Annotated in this window: 18 protein-coding genes and 1 pseudogene; 2 read left to right on the plus strand and 17 right to left on the minus strand. The window is 50.3% G+C overall.

The window, feature by feature from the left end:
• Positions 1 to 65 precede the first annotated feature (65 nt).
• The 4 genes from DESTI_RS25810 to DESTI_RS25825 all read right to left on the minus strand — a co-directional run bounded on the left by DESTI_RS25810 (position 66) and on the right by DESTI_RS25825 (position 7,118).
• Positions 66 to 1,448 (minus strand): bifunctional enoyl-CoA hydratase/phosphate acetyltransferase, encoded by a 1,383-nt coding sequence (locus tag DESTI_RS25810; RefSeq protein WP_014812902.1) that lies wholly within the window; start codon positions 1,446 to 1,448, stop codon positions 66 to 68.
• Positions 1,435 to 3,654, minus strand: coding sequence for a DUF3141 domain-containing protein (locus DESTI_RS25815; protein ID WP_014812903.1), 2,220 nt, complete (start codon positions 3,652 to 3,654; stop codon positions 1,435 to 1,437). The genes DESTI_RS25810 and DESTI_RS25815 overlap by 14 nt, the downstream gene beginning before the upstream one ends.
• A 93-nt stretch (positions 3,655 to 3,747) precedes the next feature.
• Positions 3,748 to 4,530 (minus strand): enoyl-ACP reductase FabI, encoded by a 783-nt coding sequence (gene fabI / locus DESTI_RS25820; RefSeq protein WP_014812904.1) that lies wholly within the window; start codon positions 4,528 to 4,530, stop codon positions 3,748 to 3,750.
• A 74-nt stretch (positions 4,531 to 4,604) separates the two neighbouring features.
• Complete coding sequence (locus DESTI_RS25825; RefSeq protein WP_014812905.1) at positions 4,605 to 7,118, minus strand: glycogen/starch/alpha-glucan phosphorylase; 2,514 nt, start codon at positions 7,116 to 7,118, stop codon at positions 4,605 to 4,607.
• Positions 7,119 to 7,700: 582 nt separating this feature from the next.
• On the opposite strand from DESTI_RS25825, the gene DESTI_RS25830 reads away from it, so the two are divergent.
• Positions 7,701 to 9,665, plus strand: coding sequence for a monovalent cation:proton antiporter family protein (locus DESTI_RS25830; protein ID WP_014812906.1), 1,965 nt, complete (start codon positions 7,701 to 7,703; stop codon positions 9,663 to 9,665).
• 1,069 nt (positions 9,666 to 10,734) lie between these two features.
• On the opposite strand, the gene DESTI_RS25835 is transcribed toward DESTI_RS25830, so the two are convergent.
• Positions 10,735 to 11,490 carry a TerC family protein gene (locus DESTI_RS25835; RefSeq protein WP_014812907.1) on the minus strand — a complete coding sequence of 252 codons (756 nt, stop codon included), beginning with the start codon at positions 11,488 to 11,490 and terminating at the stop codon, positions 10,735 to 10,737.
• 366 nt (positions 11,491 to 11,856) lie between these two features.
• Positions 11,857 to 13,233: an IS66 family transposase gene (tnpC, locus tag DESTI_RS25840; RefSeq protein ID WP_014811267.1), complete on the minus strand. Its 1,377-nt coding sequence runs from the start codon at positions 13,231 to 13,233 to the stop codon at positions 11,857 to 11,859.
• 286 nt (positions 13,234 to 13,519) lie between these two features.
• On the opposite strand from tnpC, the gene DESTI_RS31850 reads away from it, so the two are divergent.
• Positions 13,520 to 13,795, plus strand: a complete 276-nt coding sequence (locus DESTI_RS31850; protein ID WP_014812908.1) for a TFIIB-type zinc ribbon-containing protein — start codon at positions 13,520 to 13,522, stop codon at positions 13,793 to 13,795.
• Here DESTI_RS31850 and DESTI_RS29495 read toward each other — a convergent pair.
• The 11 genes and pseudogenes from DESTI_RS29495 to DESTI_RS25900 form a co-directional block, all read right to left on the minus strand.
• Positions 13,792 to 14,154: a DMP19 family protein gene (locus tag DESTI_RS29495; protein WP_014812909.1), complete on the minus strand. Its 363-nt coding sequence runs from the start codon at positions 14,152 to 14,154 to the stop codon at positions 13,792 to 13,794. The two genes, DESTI_RS31850 and DESTI_RS29495, sit on opposite strands and share 4 nt — an antisense overlap.
• A gap of 289 nt (positions 14,155 to 14,443) precedes the next feature.
• Positions 14,444 to 14,656 (minus strand): annotated as a pseudogene (locus tag DESTI_RS31855) (type II toxin-antitoxin system HicA family toxin); the annotation flags it as partial.
• Positions 14,649 to 14,858, minus strand: a complete 210-nt coding sequence (locus DESTI_RS25860) for a type II toxin-antitoxin system HicB family antitoxin (protein WP_014812910.1) — start codon at positions 14,856 to 14,858, stop codon at positions 14,649 to 14,651. The pseudogene DESTI_RS31855 and the gene DESTI_RS25860, both read right to left, overlap by 8 nt.
• Positions 14,859 to 15,178: 320 nt before the next feature.
• The gene (locus tag DESTI_RS29500; protein ID WP_014812911.1) at positions 15,179 to 15,997 is read right to left on the minus strand and encodes a dCTP deaminase; all 819 of its coding nucleotides are present in this window, start codon (positions 15,995 to 15,997) and stop codon (positions 15,179 to 15,181) included.
• A 30-nt stretch (positions 15,998 to 16,027) separates the two neighbouring features.
• On the minus strand, positions 16,028 to 16,171 hold the full coding sequence (locus tag DESTI_RS31020; protein WP_157212281.1) for a hypothetical protein: 144 nt from the start codon (positions 16,169 to 16,171) through the stop codon (positions 16,028 to 16,030).
• The gene (locus tag DESTI_RS31920) at positions 16,146 to 16,670 is read right to left on the minus strand and encodes a DUF8453 domain-containing protein (protein WP_014812912.1); all 525 of its coding nucleotides are present in this window, start codon (positions 16,668 to 16,670) and stop codon (positions 16,146 to 16,148) included. The genes DESTI_RS31020 and DESTI_RS31920 overlap by 26 nt, the downstream gene beginning before the upstream one ends.
• A 313-nt stretch (positions 16,671 to 16,983) precedes the next feature.
• The gene (locus DESTI_RS25880; RefSeq protein ID WP_014812913.1) at positions 16,984 to 17,211 is read right to left on the minus strand and encodes a hypothetical protein; all 228 of its coding nucleotides are present in this window, start codon (positions 17,209 to 17,211) and stop codon (positions 16,984 to 16,986) included.
• A gap of 4 nt (positions 17,212 to 17,215) precedes the next feature.
• Positions 17,216 to 17,497, minus strand: coding sequence for a hypothetical protein (locus DESTI_RS25885; RefSeq protein ID WP_052316156.1), 282 nt, complete (start codon positions 17,495 to 17,497; stop codon positions 17,216 to 17,218).
• A 319-nt stretch (positions 17,498 to 17,816) separates the two neighbouring features.
• Positions 17,817 to 18,299, minus strand: a complete 483-nt coding sequence (locus tag DESTI_RS25890) for a hypothetical protein (protein WP_014812915.1) — start codon at positions 18,297 to 18,299, stop codon at positions 17,817 to 17,819.
• A gap of 9 nt (positions 18,300 to 18,308) precedes the next feature.
• The gene (locus tag DESTI_RS25895) at positions 18,309 to 18,956 is read right to left on the minus strand and encodes a hypothetical protein (RefSeq protein ID WP_014812916.1); all 648 of its coding nucleotides are present in this window, start codon (positions 18,954 to 18,956) and stop codon (positions 18,309 to 18,311) included.
• A gap of 66 nt (positions 18,957 to 19,022) precedes the next feature.
• Complete coding sequence (locus tag DESTI_RS25900; RefSeq protein ID WP_014812917.1) at positions 19,023 to 19,247, minus strand: hypothetical protein; 225 nt, start codon at positions 19,245 to 19,247, stop codon at positions 19,023 to 19,025.
• Positions 19,248 to 19,403 lie beyond the last annotated feature (156 nt).

The raw sequence follows: 19,403 nt of genomic DNA on the forward strand, positions 1-19,403 counted from the left end.
GTACATTGTCTCCCACAATATAAAATAATCTTAATTCCAGCGAGGGTGAAATCCAATAATTCGCTTCAATGACTCCGCTGCCAATATGCAAAAGCCACTGCAACGGCACAGGAAGCAAGCCGAGCTTCAGCCGAATCCGCCCGGCTGGTCAGAATGATGGGGACGCGCGCCCCCAGAACAATGCCGGCCGAATCGGCTCTGCCCAGATAGGCAAGCTGTTTGGCGAGCATATTGCCGGCTTCCAGATCGGGCGCCAGCAGAATGTCCGCCTCACCAGCCACAGGGGAATGGATGCCCTTAATCAGGGCGGCTTCCTTGCTGATGGCATTGTCAAAGGCCAAAGGACCGTCGATGATGGCTCCTTCAATTTGTCCGCGATCCGCCATTTTGCATAAGGCAGCCGCTTCGATTGTGGCTGGAATTTTAGGGTTCACCGTCTCCACTGCCGACAGAATAGCTACCTTCGGTTGCGGAATGTTCAAAGCGTGGGCCAGTTGAATCGCATTCTTGAGAATATCCACCTTGTCTTCCAGGGTAGGGTAGATGTTGATGGCCGCATCGGTGATGAACAACGGTCGCGGATAAGTAGGCACGTCCATCGCGAAAACGTGGCTGATCCGTCTCTCGGTGCGCAGCCCGGTGGCCGACGGAACTACCGCACCCATCAGTTCGTCCGTGTGCAGGCTGCCCTTCATGAGCGCTTCGGCCTCGCCCGATCGACACAATGCCACGGCTTTGGCCGCTGCATCATGACTGTGTAGGGCGTCAACCAAACGATAGGGACTGATTTCCAGATTCAGGCTCTCGGCCAAAGCGCGGATTTTAGTCTCCGGTCCCACAAGGATCGGATCGATCAGATTCGTCTTGGCCGCATTGATAGGGCCTTCCAGCGCCTCTTTGCTACAAGGATGGCAGACTGCCGTGGGAATCCGCTCCCAGTCTTTGACATGATCGATCAGCCTTTTGAAAGCGGTTTTGCGGTGCAGTTGCATGGTAGCGTAAGGTGATCCCAAATCTGCCGGTTTCTTGGCGGGGGCCTTTACTTTGGCAACGCCGGTGATAATTTCCTGCTCTCGTTGATTGACCACCCGGCAATCAAACAGCACACTGCCGTCTGTGGCATCCTTGGATTTTGCTGTCACGGTGATGGTGAGGATGTCACCGAGTTCCACCACATTGTGGAATTCAAAATTCTGGGATTGATAGACCGTGCCTGGCCCTGGCAGCTCATTTCCCAGGAGACTCGAGACCAGGGCCCCGCCCCACATGCTGTGGCCTACCAGCTTGTGGCGCTCCAGCAGCATTCGCGCGTATTCGTCGCTGAAATGCGTCGGGTTCATGTCCCCTGACAAAAGCCCGAACAAATCGATCTCCTGTTTGGTCAAAGTACGCTGCATTCGGGCAGTGTCACCGATTTGAATTTCATCGAATGTCTTATTGGTTATCATCTGGGTGAACCTCCCTTGGCAACGCCTGCAAGTGCGGGCCTGGACGCTCAATTGGATGGTGGGCAGCGAACAGTCCCTCCACTTGCGCGAGACGTCTCTGCCCTTCCTCATGCAGCGGCCCACCCGCGGTGACGACCCTTCGGATGTGTTCCAGTAGTCGTGCCGCGTCGTCTTCATGACCTCTGAGCAACTCGGGGATCAGCTCTACTGCCCTGTTTTCGTCCAGCCGGAGCATATAATACTGTTCTCGAACCTCTTGCTTGAACTCGGCCAGGCTTTTTTCCGAGCCTTGTTCCGCTCTGATCCTACGGAGCATCTCGAAAGCCCGTTCATCAGCCGCGTTTTCCGGCATGCGGATATAGATCATCGCGCGAATCGCCGCTTCATGCGGCCCTCCCTTGTCCATGTTGGCTCGCAACTCTTCGATCCGGCGTTCGACAAAGGCCAAGTGATCGCTGTCCAAACCTGGACGTTGCCTTGGCGGAGCATCCTCTGCCCGGAGGCCAAGCAAAGCCTGCAACCAGGGTTGTCCATAGATTCCGAAAAACATGCGCTCCGTAAGAAAGTCTCGCCAATCCCGAAACGCATCCAGGCTCCACGTCATCCAGTCCGAGAAGATTTTCTCCCACTGCAAGAATATGTTGTCCGCTGCGACCGGTAGACGGCTCTTCCGCACCATTTGGGCCACCGACGCCAGCGGCTGCACTGCCGGGTTACGGTCAGAGAAAAGCTCGTAACCTAGCCTTAGTGGATGCATGCGACGCAGCCATTCGGCACTCTGTTCAGTTGCCAGGGAGCGAACAAACGGCTGTGCTGTGGTACGGTAGAGTCCGTGGTTCACCTCAGACAGCCGGGCCACGGCTGCAAAGCAGCGCTCTTCGTCGAGAGTGTTACCACCAAGAGCGCGAATGTCCTCGAGGCTTCGTCTCTCGAAACGTGAGATGTAGTCTCCGGTTGCCAGCTCTATATGTGCCGCATCCGGTGTTTTTCTCTGGATGACTGCTTCGTAGAGACCGGGAGGCAGACAGTCGATGAGATCGATGTTGCTGGCGAACTCCTGATGCTCTTTCTTGGCAACACCGGCCGAAACGAAGATCCCCAGATGGCCTATCGTTTCGTGCACCACGTAGACAATCGTCTGACCGGAAGCCAGAACGTCTTCATCGCTGCGGTACAAGTCGAGTATCCAACCGAGCGCTTGTTGCGGAGGAGTGATGTTGTCGCCCTTGGAACACAAACAAACAACGGGTGAGCGGATCTTTCGCAGATCCAGCCGTACACCGTCGGCAGTCACCATCTCGGAGCTGCTGAGCTTGTTGCCGACGAAGAGATTGTCCACGATATATTGCATCTCATCCCCGGACAAAACCACGTGTCCTCCCCACCAGCGTTCGAAGCCCAGATAGCGAGGGGCTTCCGTATCAATGTTGGCGTACAGGTTGTATTGTTTGGACCAAAAGGTATTGGCCGGGTTAAGATTCTCGAAGTTTTGCACTAGCCAAGCACCGTCGAATTTGCCATTCCCTAGATCGCTAACCAGCGCAGTCAGCCAGCTCCCGCCGAGAAGGCCGCCTGTATAGCGCATTGGATTGACTCCGCGAACGCCAGCCCAGTAAGACAGCGGTGACCCCGCCGTGATAATCGGCCCGCATAGTTCGGGATACTTTGCTGCCAGCATCATCAGTGCCCACCCAGCCTGGCAGTTGCCTATCACTACCGGTTTTCCCTCGGCCTCAGAGTGCAGATCGGACACCCGCTGCAGGAAAACAGCCCAGGCCTCGATCACCGCTTCGATTGTCTGTCCCGGTTCGGGTAACGGTGCGAACCCGATGAAATAACAGGGATGTCCCGCTCGCATGGCTTCGCCGATCTCGCTTTCGGCCTTGAAACCTCCGATGCCTGGTCCGTGGCCCGCTCGAGGATCGATTACCACAAAAGGCCGTTTAAGATCGTCAATGACTGCCCCTCGTGGTGGACGAATTCTAATGATACCGTAATTAACAGGCTTGGGCAGGGTCCTTCCGTCCAGGATCGACTCATAATCGAATTGCAGTACATGGGGTACAGTTTTGGCCATTTGCTCGAGGTACTGATTGCCCCGCTGGCGAATGGCATCCCAGAATAGCACCGTTCGCTGTCCGGCATCGATCAGATATTCGATCAGCGGTTGATTGCCAAGAATGGGGTTGACACTGGTCTCTATCATCTGTCGTTCCTTTCGTCTGAACAGCTCGACAGGCCGGATTGCCTTTTTGGAGCAGCCAATCCATTTTCAGTTTCAGGATAGTCCGACCATGCCTTAGGCCATTATGTTGATGCCTCCATCGACATACATGGTCTGACCCGTAAGGCGCCGCCCGTAAGGCGTCGCGAGAAAGGCGCAGGCAAAGCCGACATCCATGATATCTACCACCTCTCCGACCGGTGAGCGCTCTACCGCATCATTCAACAACCGGTCGAAGTCTTTTAGCCCCGAAGCTGCCCGTGTCTTGAGCGGACCAGGCGAGATCGCATGTACACGGATCTTCTGGTGGCCGAGTTCGTAAGCCAGATAGCGGCAGACCGCCTCCAGGGCCGCCTTGACCGGCCCCATGACGTTATAGTTGGGGACCACCTTTTGCGCGCCGTGGTAACTCATGGCAAACATGGTCCCGCCATCCTTCATAAGAGGTGCCGCCAGGCGTGCCATGCGGATAAAGGAGTGGCAAGAGATGTCCATGGCTAGCGAGAAGCCGCTGGCAGAGCAGGTCAGCAGCCCGCCCTGCAGGTCCTCTTTAGGAGCGAATGCGATGGAATGCACCAAGATATCCAGATGCCCCCATTCCCGCTCGATGCGTTCGAACACTGCTTCCAATTCACCGGGTTTAGAGACATCCAGAGGCAGGAACATCGCTGCCCCCAGTTCGTTCGCCAGAGGCTCGACATAAGGTTTGGCCTTCTCGTTGAGGTAGGTGATCGCCACTTCAGCACCCACCTCACGGAAAGCCGTGGCGCAACCGTAGGCAATGGAGTGCTCGTTTGCAATCCCGACCACTAGCGCTTTTTTGTCTTTAAGAGCCGGTCGTGGAATCTCTATTTTCATTTTCAAGCTCCCGATGCCTCAAGCAGGCGGAGGGTGTGACGCGCAATCATCAATTCTTCGTAGAGACTCGTTTTTCACAATTCCTCTTCATCATTTTCGAGGCTTACAGGCACTGGGCTTACCTTCCAGATTTCGTCGCAGTATTGTCGAATCGTACGATCGGATGAAAACTTTCCCATTCGAGCTGCATTGAGGATGGACATTCGTGCCCAGGCGTCTTGATCTCTGTATGTTTGGCTGACACGGACCTGACAGTCCACGTATGATTGATAATCCGCGAACAGCAGGTACTCGTCATGATAAAGCAGCGAATCCACAAGAGGTTTGAACAATTCGGCGTCCCCTGGAGAGAAATGTCCGGACGCGATTAGATCGATGACAACCTTCAATCGATCATTCCCTTCGTATAGAGCACGTGCCTGATAACCCCGAGATTTAAGGTCATATACCTCCTCGGCTGTCAGCCCGAATAGGAAGAAATTCTCAGGACCGACTTCTTCTCTGATCTCCACATTGGCACCGTCCAAAGTGCCAATGGTGAGCGCTCCATTCATCGAAAATTTCATGTTACCAGTTCCTGAAGCCTCCTTGCCGGCAGTGGAGATTTGTTCGGAGAGATCTGCCGCAGGGTAGATCAACCGGGAATTCTTCACGTTGAAATTGGGGAAGAACACCACCTTGATGCGATCTCGTACGTCCGGATCGTTGTTCACCACATCCGCTACTGCGGTGATAAGTCTGACGATCAACTTTGCCATAAAGTATCCGGGTGCAGCCTTTCCTCCGAAAATAAAGGTTCGTGGCACAATATCTATGTCCGGATTCCGTTTGAAAAGGCTGTACAGTGTGAGGATATGCAGCACGTTAAGGTGTTGTCGTTTGTATTCATGTAGACGTTTCACCTGGATATCGAAAAGCGAGGCCGGATCCACGACAATTCCGGTATGATTACGGATCGCATTGGCTAAATCAGTTTTGTTAAGCCTTTTGACGTGACTCCACTCTGTCTTGAAGTCTTTGTCATCTACATAAGCCTCAAGTTTTCGGAGTTGATCCAGGTTCTTGATCCAGGTATCTCCAATGCTTCGGGTAATCAAATCTGCCAGTCTCGGATTGCTCAACACAAGAAAACGTCTCGGGGTTACGCCATTGGTCTTGTTGCTGAACTTTTCCGGGAAGAATTCGTAGAAATCACGGAGCACATCCTTTTTCAGCAACTCCGTATGGAGCTCTGCCACACCATTTATAGCGAAACTGCCGACAGACGCGAGGTTCGCCATACGGACGTATTTTTCTCCGCTCTCATCGATTAAGGACATCCGGGCCGCACGATCTTCATCTCCTACGTATCTCGCTCGAACTTTTTCCAGAAATCGGTGATTGATCTCAAAAATGATTTCCACGTGCCGGGGAAAAAGCGAGCGGAACAATGGTAAAGGCCATTTCTCCAACGCTTCGGGCAGCAGTGTGTGATTAGTATACCCGAACGTCTTCCGGGTGACCTCCCATGCCTCGTCCCATTCGGTTCCGTGTTCATCGATGAGGAGGCGCATGAGTTCGGGTACCGCCAAAGTGGGATGCGTGTCATTTAACTGGACTGAAAAAATTTCGTGAAATCGTGTCGCTGACACATTCCCCATGGAACATATTCTGAGCATGTCCTGCAAGGAGCAGGACACAAAGAAATACTGTTGTTCCAGACGGAGTTGCTTGCCTTGCGCAGGTTCGTCGTTCGGATAGAGCACTTTCGTAAGGTTTTCCGAATGGACCTTCTCTTCAACTGCGCGGTAGTAATCTCCTACGTTGAACGCTTGAAAATCAAAAGATTCTGCAGCTTCTGCCTTCCAGAGGCGCAACGTGTTACAAGTGTTTACCTTGTAGCCCAGCACAGGAGTGTCGTACGCCACTCCTCTCACCACGTGACTTGGCACCCATCGAATCCTAAGACGCCCGTCCTGGTCCTGAAAGTGCTCTGTATGACCACCGAGCTTCACTTCGTATGCGATTTCCGGCCTATGGCTTTCCCATGGATTTCCCAAAGACAGCCATTTATCGGTGGTCTCGATCTGTTTGCCGTCCTGAATGGTTTGCGAGAAGATCCCAAATTCGTACCGTATCCCGTATCCTATGGAGGGGATCTGCAGAGTGGCAAGGGAATCCAGAAAGCACGCAGCAAGTCGGCCGAGTCCGCCGTTTCCTAGCCCGGGTTCGGGTTCATGCTCCAGGAGGGCGTTCCAATCCCCGCCCGCTGCTTCGAAGGTTTCCCGAACTTCTTCGTAAATCCCCAAGTTGATCAGATTGTTGGCAAGCTGTGGCCCCAGAAGGAATTCCGCGGAAAGATAGCTGACAGCGCGAAGACGGCCTTTCATGTAGGTCTCGGCACTCCGAATCCAACGATGGAGAAGCCGGTCTTTCACAGTGTAAGCGAGGGCCATGTACTGGTCGTTCAGCGTGGCTATTTTGGGGATTCTCCCCTGCGAATACCTGAGATGGTCCAAAAATCCGCGTTTGAGAGCGTCAAGACTCAATCCCCTCCGACTTCCCCACAGATCCTGTTTCTGCTGCCCATTGTCGACTTTCTTATCCATCACAACGCCCTCAATTTCCATGGAATCCAAACTCGGTCTTCTCCAGGGACGAGGTTCGCAGCGTCCTGGTACAGGATAAAGGCTCGTGCTAAATCGAGCAAGGCTAGATTCTAAAGTTCTTAGAAGTATGACATTCCTGGCCTTGGAAAAGACGGGCTCGTGAAGATTTACAGTTTCTAAACGGCATCCTTCCTTTATTGAGAAAGTGGTATTCCTTCAATTATCAACGGAGATGAGACGCTCGGGGACATGTCATTGCGAGGAGCAGAGCGACGTGGCAATCTCCTGATACATCCTGTACCTTCAAGGGATTGCTTCGCTTCGCTCGCAATGACAGGTATTCAGATGCTCTGGCATCAACGATGCGGTTCGCTTCGCTCACCGGCTCCTTGTATGGGCCGTTTGCTTGACCGGGACACCTTTGATGAGGTAGGCTCACTAAGTTCAATGGAGAGCCGTATTAACTGGATAAAATGGCTTCGTTTCCATCTTTGACTAATTGCGGCAACAAGGGGTAGATGTGCGCCCGTTTTCCGGTCCGGCTTCCCTCCAAGACATGATTTACTCACGTTCAGGATCATAATGGGTATTGCAACCGACATAATCATCCTCGTCGTTGTCGCTTTCTTCTGCGGATTATTGCTGCAGAGACTCGGCCAACCATTAATTCTAGGCTATATCGCAGCGGGCGTAATTCTGGGACCACATACAGATGGTGTTACCGTATCGAATGTGCATCAAATCGAATTGCTTGCTGAAATCGGGATTGCCCTTCTGCTGTTCGCTCTCGGCTTGGAGTTTTCTCTCAAGGACCTGAAACCGGTCAAGAAGATAGCTTTGATAGGGACGCCAATCCAAATTGCCCTAACAATTGGCCTTGGCAGTGGCATAGGACATTTTATGGGGTGGGATTGGAAATCGTCACTGTGGCTAGGAGCGCTCATCTCTCTTTCGAGCACCATGGTGATTCTCAAAACGCTGATGAATCAGGGTTGGCTGGGCACTCTCTCAAGCAAAGTGATGATAGGAATGCTTATCGTCCAGGATTTGGCCGTGATCCCAATGATGGTAATTCTCCCCCAGCTTAACAATCCTGCCCTTGGACTTCCTGCGCTCGGTCTGGCTGCATTAAAAGCAGCGGGCTTTATAGCCGGGATGATTTTGCTGGGGAGCAGGTTGTTGCCTGGAATAATGGCGCATATCGCAAAGCTCGGTTCGAGAGAACTCTTTTTGCTAGGAATCACGGCAATCGGTCTAGGAGTGGGATATCTGACATATCTGGTCGGGCTCTCGTTTGCCTTTGGTGCATTTGTTGCCGGTATGGTGCTGAATGAATCGGACTACGGACATCAAGCCCTCAGTGACATTATTCCTCTTCGAGATCTTTTTGGTTTATTGTTTTTTACATCTGTAGGGATGCTTTTGGATCCCGCGTTCATAATGGAACATCTCGGATCTTTGGCTCTCTTGGTGCTTGTTGTGGGCATAGGCAAGGGACTGATATTCGCCTTCATTGCCAGACTCTTCAGATATAGTAATGTGATTCCTTTGGCACTCGGATTGGGTTTGTTTCAAGTGGGAGAATTCTCTTTCGTTTTGGCTCAAGTAGGCGTGTCTACCAACTCCATTGATAAAGACGTATATTCGTTCGTAATGAGCGCCGCAATATTGACTATGGTGCTTACACCTCTCGTATCGGGTCAGACGGCAAGACTCTACGCTCTCAAAAAACGCCGGTTTCGCCATGAAGCCCTGGAATCTTCAAACATACCAGTTGGCGGACTTCGCGGACACGTGATTATTGCAGGTGGGGGTAGGGTAGGTTTCCAGATAGCACAGGTGTTGAAGCGGTTAGGTCTGCAATTTGTGATTGTCGAGCTCGATCACCGACGGGTAGAGCAAGCTAAAGAAGCCGGAATGACAGTGGTTTATGGGGACGTTAGTCAGGAAATTGTCTTGGATGCAGCAGGAATCAAAGATGCTTCCCAACTAATTGTAACAATTCCTGGAATTGTAGAAGCAAGAGCGACGATTATTCAGGCGCAACGTTTGAACAATAAAATCGAAATCATCGCAAGAACGTCCAGCTCGGAATATTTCGATCTCTTGAAAAATCTTGGGGTTTCAGTCGTTATACTTCCAGAATTTGAAGCCAGTCTGGAGATTACCCACCAATCTCTTCTTCGTCTTCAGGTGCCATCAAGTGAAGTCCAGCGCTACACCGATACTGTACGCCAGGAGCTCTATGCTGATTGGTTTAGCAATAACGATGATTACCGAATCTTGTCTCACCTCCGCGGCGCCGAGAAGCAGTTCGATCTGCAGTGGATTCTCTTGTCCCCAGAAAGCCCGATCGTTGACAAATCGATAGGTGAAATTGGAGTTCGGAAGAAAACGGGAGCTTCAGTAGTAGGTGTAATCAGAGAGGAAAGACTCAACGCAAATCCTGATGCTGATTTTGTTTTCCGGCCCAATGATTGGGTCGCTATCATAGGGAGTGAGAGTAATAGAGAATCCTTTGCCAAAATGGCATCTCCAGTTAACTAAGGACTGATCCCGACCTACTCAATCTTAACGGGGGTAACAAATCCTTCGGGTTTGACCGTGAGCACTGAGCACTTTAATTGCGGAATGACCTCTTCAGCAGTACTCCTGATAAAAGATCCGGCAAATCCCAGAATAGTCAAGGGTGCCCATTATAACAAGGCTCACACGGTGCCGGGCTGCAATTTCCGGAATTATAGTCAGTGCCAAAAATTCTGTCGTTTATAGCTGTTATCGAAAGTCTTGACGGAATCCAATGCCTGCAATGGGAAGAATCAGTAGCGCCGGCGTCCCTGCCGGCGATAACTTATTGCTTTGTTTGGTGAATTGTTCGCCGGCACGGAGGCCGGCGCTACCAATTGCTGGGAACTGCTCTTCACAATCCGTGATTACTTTCGAGAATCGGTATATCCCTCGTGTGAATTACAGGATATTGGTAGGGACCGGTGTCCCTGCCGGTCCATTCTATCGATATCATTGATCATATTTAAGATGTGCCGGCACGGAGGCACGGCACCCACCAATGCTCAAATCAGCAGGACTGTGGTTCGAGTTGTGCTGTTGGGAGAATTATCTCGATGGGCAAACTCTGGACGAGAATGGTTTCGATGGGCAGTCTCCGGAAAGGTCGCACTCGAATGGGTGAATAATAGCCGGGATAGAGAAGCGCCCCTTGTTGAGCGCTGACTTCCAATAGCCATTTCAAACGAGGAGGATTTTGCGCCCATGCTGGGCATCGTTTGGTCTAAGAGGTGGTGAAAAAGGGAAACCTCGGAAGCGGAACTGGAAAGGGAGGTAGACAGGCCGTATTCTACAATGGCATCGGCGTTATAATCAAAGCATAAGACCAGGCTCGGTTGAATCATACTCACAATCAGGAAGCATACCAGCACCTGAACCCAGGTTTTGAAAATCCTTGGACGCCACATCATTACGATGGTCCCTTAACTCCCAATCGACGACTTCATTACATTTAGGAGCGATTCACTCCTATCGAAAGACGTCATGATGAACGTTAACCGGCTCCAATCGGATTGTCAAGTTGTCTTAGATTTGTCTGTATCAGCGACAGCTAAGTAGCAGCTTCAGTCCCAGCCGCAGAATGGTTGGGAACATCGGCAACCTGCCGCTTCCGAAGACGCATGTTGAGCATTTCTACACCAACAGAAAAAGCCATGGCGAAGTAGATGTACCCTTTCGGGACGTGGTGATCAAAACCATCACATATCAAGACAATGCCTACAACCACCAGGAATGACAGTGCCAGCATCTTGATTGTGTGATGAGTGCTGACAAACCGTCCGATCTGTGTTGCAAAAGCCATCATCAAGGCAACGGACGCGACAACAGCCGCGATCATGACTGCAAGATTGTCTACCATCCCGACAGCCGTAATTATTGAATCAAATGAAAAAACCAGGTCAATTAGCATGATCTGAATGATCACTCCAGAGAAGGCGGCCGTCAATTGACTGGGAGTTCCTTCCTTCTCTCCTTCCAAAAGGTGATGGATCTCTTTGGTGCTTTTCCAGAGTAAGAAGAGACCACCAGAGATAAGAATCAGATCTCTGCCCGAGATCTCTTGGCCCATTAAGATGAACAACGGTGCAGTCAGTCCTATTAGCCATGATAGCGTAGTGAGCAAGCCGATGCGCATGAACATGGCCAGAAACAAACCGAGACGTCTCCCCACCTCACGCCTCTTCTCAGGCAGTCTGTCCACTAGAATCGAGATGAAGATGATGTTGTCGATTCCCAAGATGAGTTCCAGTGCTGTTAGAGTGCAGAAGGCCAGCCACGCGTCGGCACTCGTTAATAGGTCTAGCATTCTCAGCCTCGCAGTCGCATGATTCTTATCTGACCATGCCTTTTGTCGTTTCTTAGACTCCCTACCAATAAAGAGCAGTCAACGCCAAGAGTTCCACCGTCGAGTTGCCTCAGTGTTTGCATTTCTTCCGTAATCTTCAAGACTCTGTTCCAAAACAAAAAAGACCTTTGGCACTGAGCCAAAGGTCTTGTTACGCAAATTTGCGGGCGATGCCAGACTTTACAGCCAGGATGTTGACATCGGCCTTGTTAACTACTCCCCTTTGATCGTCAAATAGCTTAGTAGACAAAGCCTTTGTTGTCAATCTGAAAATACTTGAAGACGTAAAGCTTCAGTTATTCGCGGGAGCAATTGTGATGGATATAGCTATTCTTGAGGGCCGTTTCTTTGAAAGAGGAGTTCATAGGGGTCCAGCTTAAGATTCGTTGCTAATTGATCGAGAGTTTTCTTCATCTGTTCTGCAGGGTCGTTACCTCGTTTCTTGAGGGTGGTGAGGACGGTTGTGAGAATACTGCGCGTCTTGGCTCCGTTATCAGAAATAGATCCATAGCTGACCTTCCTTGCCACAACAGAGGGTCTCAGATCTCTTTCGGCTAAATTGTTTTCTGCCGGAATCGTTCGGTCTCGAGCCCAGTGATAAAGCCTCTCTTCATTTTCACGGAAGATATCTTGAATCCGGCGAATACCCATATGGCGGGCCGGTCGCTCCATAGCGGCCTTAATTTCAGTCCGAAGCTTAGCCGCTCGACGATAGAATTGCTTATCCGTAATCGGTTGGCTGCGAAGTCCCTGAGCGAGTGCAAGTAAAGGAGCCACAACAGCCACAAAAGTTGAGACCTCTGCTTCTTCGGGAAACTCTTTTTCCAAATCCTGGACATCTCGCAGAAGGTGAGCGTAACAATATTGAATCTCACATGGAGCTTTCTTGTAGCCGCGGTAACGATCCACAACCAAAACGCCCGGTAGCCGATCTTTGCCGAGGACTGCATGAACTACTTGGGACGAGCGACTCTTGCCAAATTGGAAAATGCTCAAATCGGGAGTGGCGAAGAGCCAAACGTATCCGTTCTTGCCGTCAGTGCGCCAGCTCGTCTCATCTGCGTGCTTCACAGGAGCTTGTCGATATTCTTCAATGAGCTTTTGAGGAATTCTTTCAAAAAGTCGCCCCATTCGATGGTATACCTCCATCAGGCTTCCTTCGCTTACTCCGGTCTGTTCACAGATCCGTCCCATGGGAAGACCATAGAGGTAATACATCGTCATGGCATTGGCAATGAGTTGATTTCCGTAAAGACTCTTGGGAAGCACTCCGGGAGTCTGGGGGGTAAACGTGCGTTCACAACGATAACAATACCTTTTGGGTAAGCGAAATACTATTCGTTCGGGTTTTTGAGAAGGCGTATACAGGACACTCCTCTCTTCCACCCCTTTCTTTTCAAGAATACCCCCGCATTCGGGACAGATATCTGGAGCCTCCACTTCTACCGCATAATCAAACTCGCACTCGTGGCTCTTGCGACCGGAACCTTTGTGTCCCTGCCGCGCACCTTTGGGCTTTTTCTCCTTCTGTTCACTGTTCCTCTTGATTGGTATTTTGGATGAGGGAGTGGAAGAGCCGAAGTATCCTTCTTGAGCCTTGCGCTCTTGATAGCGCAGTTTAGCCTCCAGGCTCTGGATCTTTTCTTTTAACTCGTCAATGCAACGCTGTTTTTCCAAACAAACCGGACAACCGTTTATGCTCATCCCATCATCACCTGAACAAGCGTTTCACCCACCAAGCCTATACCCCATCTCAAACCCGAACGCGAGAACCATTTAACCCCAAAAATAAAATTCTTCTCAAACTACCGCTCGAAACTGAAGCTTTACTTGAAGACAACGTTTCTCAAACAGCCGTCATCACCCACCCCGCCATGCGATACCAGCGGGAAATCAGTGGCGTTTGAGATCGTTATGGCAACTCTTGCGTAAAGAACAGAGCACAGGTAGGATTGTTGTCTGAAATTACGTATGGACAGGAGGATAGAAGGTGAATTGCCCCGTGTGCGCAGTAGAACTCAGGATGGCTGAGAGACAAGGAGTTGAAATTGATTATTGTCCCAAGTGCCGTGGTGTTTGGCTCGATCGTGGTGAATTGGACAAAATCATAGAAAAATCATCCCCTGAACAGAACTCCCTCAGCGAGACCCATTATGGGAACGAACGCAAGTCTTATGCAGACAGATCAGAACAGCATCGCTCCTCATATCAAGATGAGAGGTCGGATCATTATCATGGGAAAAAGAAGAAGTCCTTCTGTCTTTAGATGGCGTTTCCGTTCGGGAACAGGGAAACCGCGGCCTTCAGTATAGCGGCATATTCGATTGCTCCCATTTTTATGAACCCGGCCAAGGCTTCGTCCCAAAGGATGCCGGTGCTGTTCCAGAAGAATTGCTGATGTCCACCGTTACAGACTTCGTATTCGTACCATATGCAAGCATAAATAACCCGCTGACCTAGCGTAGTTCCTTTCATAGTCTGCTGTAAAACTGCCTCTCCTTCATGGAACTCGATGTACTCGTCCAGATTGGTGGCGATCACCCATGCCAATTCATCGTCTGTTTCGGGTCTGTCGATCCGATAATCCTCTTTGGGCCTTTTATTGCTTTCAGTCGCACTCTCCATTGGCGGTAACTCCTCACGTAAGGAGAAATGAAGTCTTTCACAATGCGCTCTCAGAGCCTCTCCGATTCCTCAATCGCTGAAAGTCATATAGTCATTGCCTAAATGTAACACTCACTTCATGCAAATGCCACGTTGGTCATGGAGGCAAGAAGAAATCCTTACAGAGTCTTTACCTTCCTCTCAGCGACGACGATCTGATCAAGGCCATTGATATGATGAAGTTCGATATTGGGGAGACGGACATGAGGTAGGAAAGTGATGGCCGCTGATTGATGATCAGAGATTGTCGAAGAAATCTTGGGGGGGATACTCCGGCTTGTTTCAGAATACCGCGTAGTGTTCCGACCGCAAGTTCCCGGTGCAAAGGGACCACGCACCCAATCTCGGCTTCCGGCAATTTTTTCAGGACGACATGACTCCCACGCTGTCTGACTTGCACAAAGCCCAGACGCTCCAACGTTCGAATAACGGTCTTTCCTGAAACGCGCTTCAGTTCAACCATATGTCGCTTCAAACGTAGTCATGATCACTCGGGAAGTTTTCGGATGTGGAAATTCCTCAAGGTATAGCTCGGTGGCCTCCTTGAGATTGGCAACGGCTTCCTCCAGAGTGTAGCCTTGGCTAACCGTGCCTACCTCAGGGCATTCGGCAACGAACAGGTCATCTTCCTTGTGAACAACCGCGGTAAATGTTCGTTCAGACATGGTATCGTTACTCCTCCAAATATCATATACACAATCTGCTGTGGTTTCAATTCGAAACCAACGGTTCATAGCTGCGCACTGCTGGTTCACGCATGCGATGCGCAGCGGGGTTCCCGGATACAAAGCTGACGCCATTGTAGGGCACGGGAACAAGAAGAAGTCCTTACAGGCCCTTTATCTGAATATTTCTGATCAGCAGCGCTTGGATGCGGTAGATATGATGAAGTTTGATACGGGGAGACAGATATACGTGTGAGGAAGTGAGCGCGAGCGGTAGTCTGACTAAAGCCAGGCGATCCAAAGCAGCTTTTGACCTCATTTTAATCTTGCTGCAATTTCGTCCCAAGAAATATCAGGGTTGTCAACATAGCGGCTTGTGCGGCGAATACTTCAGTATCATACGGCTGATTGTTAAATAACCATGAGATCTTATCCCAGTAGAAATTAATTCCCAGAATGGCGAGTCCCAAAATATATAATACACCAAGTCCGAAGTATTTTACGGCGTTCAAAGTCATTGTCCTTCTTGCGGAATTCGCAATCTTTGAAGACATCGGCTGATTCGCAGCTTCGACAGCTTTCCGAAAACTCTTGAGTAATTCTGTATCGCCTAAAACGGGCTTAATTCTCTCCATATACTCATCGACTTCTTCTTGGATCTGCTCCTTTACTTGGTCGATCAAGATGTCTCGCAAGAAGTCGGGTTTCTTGTGACGCCCCTTGGCTCTTCTTTGGGTTCTGTATAGAACCATAGTTACGAGCCTATCGTCTTTCTTTAGTTTGAACTCCCTGTCTAGGGTATTCCTGAGGGTTATCAATAGAGGACCGGTCCATCCTGGGTCCACAGTCGTCGAAATATGGGAAAGTCCTTTAGAGACCAATGAAACTCTGGAATGAAGAGTCCCCCCGATTCTGCTGGAAACCCAGACGGACTCTTTTGTCAAGATCTGAATAGTGCTGCGAGGAGGCAGAGTATAGACTCCATTCTCAGGTCGGAGCAACCTCATGTCCAGAGCATAAACAAAATCTCCCACCCTGAGGTCATACCCCATGGGCATTAGGCAGTTTTCTGAAAAGGGTTCAATTATGATGTCTTTTCCAAGAAGCCTAGCAATGGAGGTATCGGTGAGTAGAGGCATTTATACCTTCGCGGTCGGAAAATCTTTATATTACGAAAATTCCAGAAAAAAGCTCGTCTGGGAAGCTTCGAGCATGGAACCCGCCTCGATCAACTTGGCCCATGAACTTCGCCAGCGACTTCGTTTGCTTTCGTTCGCCACATCGAGTTCAGCTACTCCATCTGCCGCCTGCAAAAGCGTCCTCGTGCCACACTACAAGATCTTGGTAGTGTTCGAATCGCCGAGTCCACTCCTCCACGTCAGTATACCGGACACAAGTTGGGATAATCGTTGTATATTTTTTCCATGTACTAATTTGAGGTGGTCTTGCAAGTACACCGAAAGAGTTGGTAACCTGTTCCCCAGGAGCCAGTACAGGGATTTTGGTGGAGAAACACCGTCGGACGTCCTGTACCAGACAGTCGTTCTTACCCCCAGTTAATACTTCATCAAGTAGCCCTTCACGCACGCTCAAGCACACGTCTCTTGCCGCACGATTACCAGTATTCTGAATCACTAACTCGAATGCCGTTGCCTCTGATCCGTCCTTACAGACTCTTACTCGCGCGGTGATTATTGGCCTGAAGTTCTCATTAGCACTCTTTCGGGCAGACTCGGAGGAACGGTACGCAAAAAAGGCCGAAAGACAGGCAACCACTACAGCTCCGACGCTTATCACAGATTGGATGTCCACTTCATAACTCCCAGCGATATTGGATAAACTCTGTTCTTCCTAACCATCCCCGTTCCATATTTCTCCATTAAATTCCCGATCTGTTTGGGCCCTCAACGGCCTCTAAATTCAGCCCCAAACAAAAACAGGGAAGTTGGAGTTGCCCAACTTCCCTGTCCGCATGGTATACTATTTTGGCGTCCCCAAGGGGATTCGAACCCCTGTCGCCGGCATGAATACACATGTCGGATTCTAAGGCTGACGCAGCAAAAAGCCCTATGATTTCTGTGACCTTCGGTCCTACTCGTCATGGAACTTGCGGTCCACATGCCCTTTAGGGCCTATCAAAAGACTCGGCCAGGGCGCGCTCGCTTTCCTGCGGCAGGTCTATTGCTACAAAATACTTCCCGGGATAGAGGTAGTCTTCCCCGCTTTCGTCGATTATGCGCAAGTCCCCGTCTCGCTCCGCATCCTTATCCGGGACCACGCGATAAACCTTGTGGATCTCCAGGGAGGCGGGGAACTCGGTGTTGTCAACACACACGGCAAAACGAGCGCTCATGAGTTTAGTCCAGATAACGTTTGCGTTTGAATTCCTTTTTCCCGATTCCGTGAGCTTCATACCAGTGTAATTCGGCTAACCGTGTGCGACCGCTCGGAAGGCGAACCGTGGCGATTCCTTTCAGTTTTCGCCAACGGCTCTCACCATACTGTTTCCGTAGTCGCCCAATCTCCCGAATGGCAGAGCCGACAGCAATGACTTCGATATCCGTGATGTCGCCAACGATCTCGAATGATTGCGTGCCCGGCTCTTGGGCCGACTCAGGGGCGGCTAGGCGGCCTGGGATCCCTTTGGGTCCTGAGCGGGCCCTGTATTCGGCGCTAAACGAAAACAGGGAAGTCGAGATGTTGCCCAACTTCCCTGTCCACATGGTATAATATTTTGGCGTCCCCAAGGGGATTCGAACCCCTGTCGCCGGCGTGAAAGGGCGATAGGGCCATACTAGAATAAACGCTCTAAGCACTTTTCCCTAATGATTCTCGTCAAATAACGTCCTGATTCGACTGCACCAAAACTGAGCAATCCGAACCAATCCACCCAAAAAGGGTAACTTTTGGGAAACTTCGCTCTATCAGAGCGTTTCAGAAGCATGGGGATTGGTGAGGCTACCAAGGCCAGAAATGCCCACCTGCACTATCGTCTTTTACGACAGCCAATGAATCATCTGTTTTCCAGAAATTGTGTCGGGATTGAATACCGGTGTCGTCTGATTTCTCCAGAGGCACGGTGTCAGGATTAAAAGCACTCGTAAAATTGCCTACTGGTGCGAGGTACTCGATTTTTCTCTGCCAGAACCGAACTTCTTCCTGGAGCTTCGCCAATTCCTTGGCTTCATTGGCCCGTCTATCAGATTGTTTCCTCATGGTCCGCACATCGTCTTGAATCGACCGCACATCGGCGACAGCCCGCTGTAATTTCTGAATCGCTGTATCAATCATGGTTGTTTCCTTCCCTGTATCAGCTTTCACAATCTGAAACGGTATTTGATTTGCCCCTTTGGGCACGAGGCTGATAAACTCAACGTCGATTCCCGTTAGTTTGTTGACTGGGACCCATTTTTCGACCCATTCGACAGTTTTAATCGCCATTTCGCCACCTTAACTCGCCTTGCGACCCGTTTTCTCAGAAATGGGGGTTAGGTGGGCTCTGGGATCGCGAGAACCAAGAGGAGCCAAAAGCGCTTCCCAGGTCAAATCGTAATTTGTCAGGCGAGCAAAGAAACGTTCGTACAGCTCCACGACATATCCCTTGTATTTCTCGCGTCGCGGTCTATTCGCCTCGATAGACATGACCAATTCCAGAGTGATCGGGACGTGCAATGGCTCCGGATTCGCCTTCAACCATTTTTGCATGACGGCGAAACTAGACACAGATTGCTTCCAAATCTTATAATCGTTGGGTGAGAGAACAGCTTTCGCAAATGAATCTTGCGATTCCCGCCATGCTTTGCGTTGTTCCGACAAATCCGTTTTGGCAAACTGGCTCAATGCAGACCTGAAATCCTCGACACTCCATCCTTGCTCTTGCCTGATTTTTTGGAGTAGACAGATTCCCCGGTAATTGCGACCGCGATTAATGTCTCTGGAGTGCTGCACAGTAAATGCCGCGCCTATGAGCGCTTGTAATTGCGGTGCTGGCATTGCGTCCATAAGCTCAACACATTGGCGAAAACCGCGGTCTAAAAGGTGGTATCGCACCTCGTAAATATCGGTAGAGTATGCCTGAATCGAATTCGAGTTTTCCATAATGTATGCCTTTCCTGAGATATCCGTTATTTCAATTGTTCAAAAATGAGCGTGCGGTGGTTGTCTCTACCATTTAGAGCGCGACCCGCGTCTATTCGCAATACTTGGCCTATCGTTAATGGTGGTTGTCATACCTAACGCACGCGCTACGAACTCACGAGTCAATGCGGAAATAGACATAGCACGTTCATTCGCCATGTTCAGTAATGCATTGTGCATACTCTGAGGGAGCTTGAATGTCACAATGGACGTGATAGGCTCGATTTGAACGTCATTATGGAATTGATTCATATTGCATCTCCTATAAATTGAGCAGGAACTTCCTGCGTACCGTCTCAGCCTGAACTGTAGTATTTCGGCTGATTTCATAATTATGGCGCTGCAATCATCCTGTACCAATTCCATGCAGCAATGGTGGTATACCCTAGATAGAGAGCAGTGGCAACA

The sequence above is a fragment of the Desulfomonile tiedjei DSM 6799 genome (assembly GCF_000266945.1).
GTDB classification, from domain to species: domain Bacteria; phylum Desulfobacterota; class Desulfomonilia; order Desulfomonilales; family Desulfomonilaceae; genus Desulfomonile; species Desulfomonile tiedjei.

Excerpts from the sequence above, each read along its gene's own strand:
- DESTI_RS25810 (WP_014812902.1), bottom strand. The coding sequence starts at position 1,448 with ATGATAACCAATAAGACATTCGATGAAATTCAAATCGGTGACACTGCC.
- DESTI_RS25815 (WP_014812903.1), bottom strand. The coding sequence starts at position 3,654 with ATGATAGAGACCAGTGTCAACCCCATTCTTGGCAATCAACCGCTGATC.
- fabI (WP_014812904.1), bottom strand. The coding sequence starts at position 4,530 with ATGAAAATAGAGATTCCACGACCGGCTCTTAAAGACAAAAAAGCGCTA.
- DESTI_RS25825 (WP_014812905.1), bottom strand. The coding sequence starts at position 7,118 with ATGGATAAGAAAGTCGACAATGGGCAGCAGAAACAGGATCTGTGGGGA.
- DESTI_RS25830 (WP_014812906.1), top strand. The coding sequence starts at position 7,701 with ATGGGTATTGCAACCGACATAATCATCCTCGTCGTTGTCGCTTTCTTC.
- DESTI_RS25835 (WP_014812907.1), bottom strand. The coding sequence starts at position 11,490 with ATGCTAGACCTATTAACGAGTGCCGACGCGTGGCTGGCCTTCTGCACT.
- tnpC (WP_014811267.1), bottom strand. The coding sequence starts at position 13,233 with ATGAGCATAAACGGTTGTCCGGTTTGTTTGGAAAAACAGCGTTGCATT.
- DESTI_RS29495 (WP_014812909.1), bottom strand. The coding sequence starts at position 14,154 with ATGGAGAGTGCGACTGAAAGCAATAAAAGGCCCAAAGAGGATTATCGG.
- DESTI_RS25860 (WP_014812910.1), bottom strand. The coding sequence starts at position 14,858 with ATGTCTGAACGAACATTTACCGCGGTTGTTCACAAGGAAGATGACCTG.
- DESTI_RS29500 (WP_014812911.1), bottom strand. The coding sequence starts at position 15,997 with ATGCCTCTACTCACCGATACCTCCATTGCTAGGCTTCTTGGAAAAGAC.
- DESTI_RS25880 (WP_014812913.1), bottom strand. The coding sequence starts at position 17,211 with ATGAGCGCTCGTTTTGCCGTGTGTGTTGACAACACCGAGTTCCCCGCC.
- DESTI_RS25890 (WP_014812915.1), bottom strand. The coding sequence starts at position 18,299 with ATGGCGATTAAAACTGTCGAATGGGTCGAAAAATGGGTCCCAGTCAAC.
- DESTI_RS25895 (WP_014812916.1), bottom strand. The coding sequence starts at position 18,956 with ATGGAAAACTCGAATTCGATTCAGGCATACTCTACCGATATTTACGAG.
- DESTI_RS25900 (WP_014812917.1), bottom strand. The coding sequence starts at position 19,247 with ATGAATCAATTCCATAATGACGTTCAAATCGAGCCTATCACGTCCATT.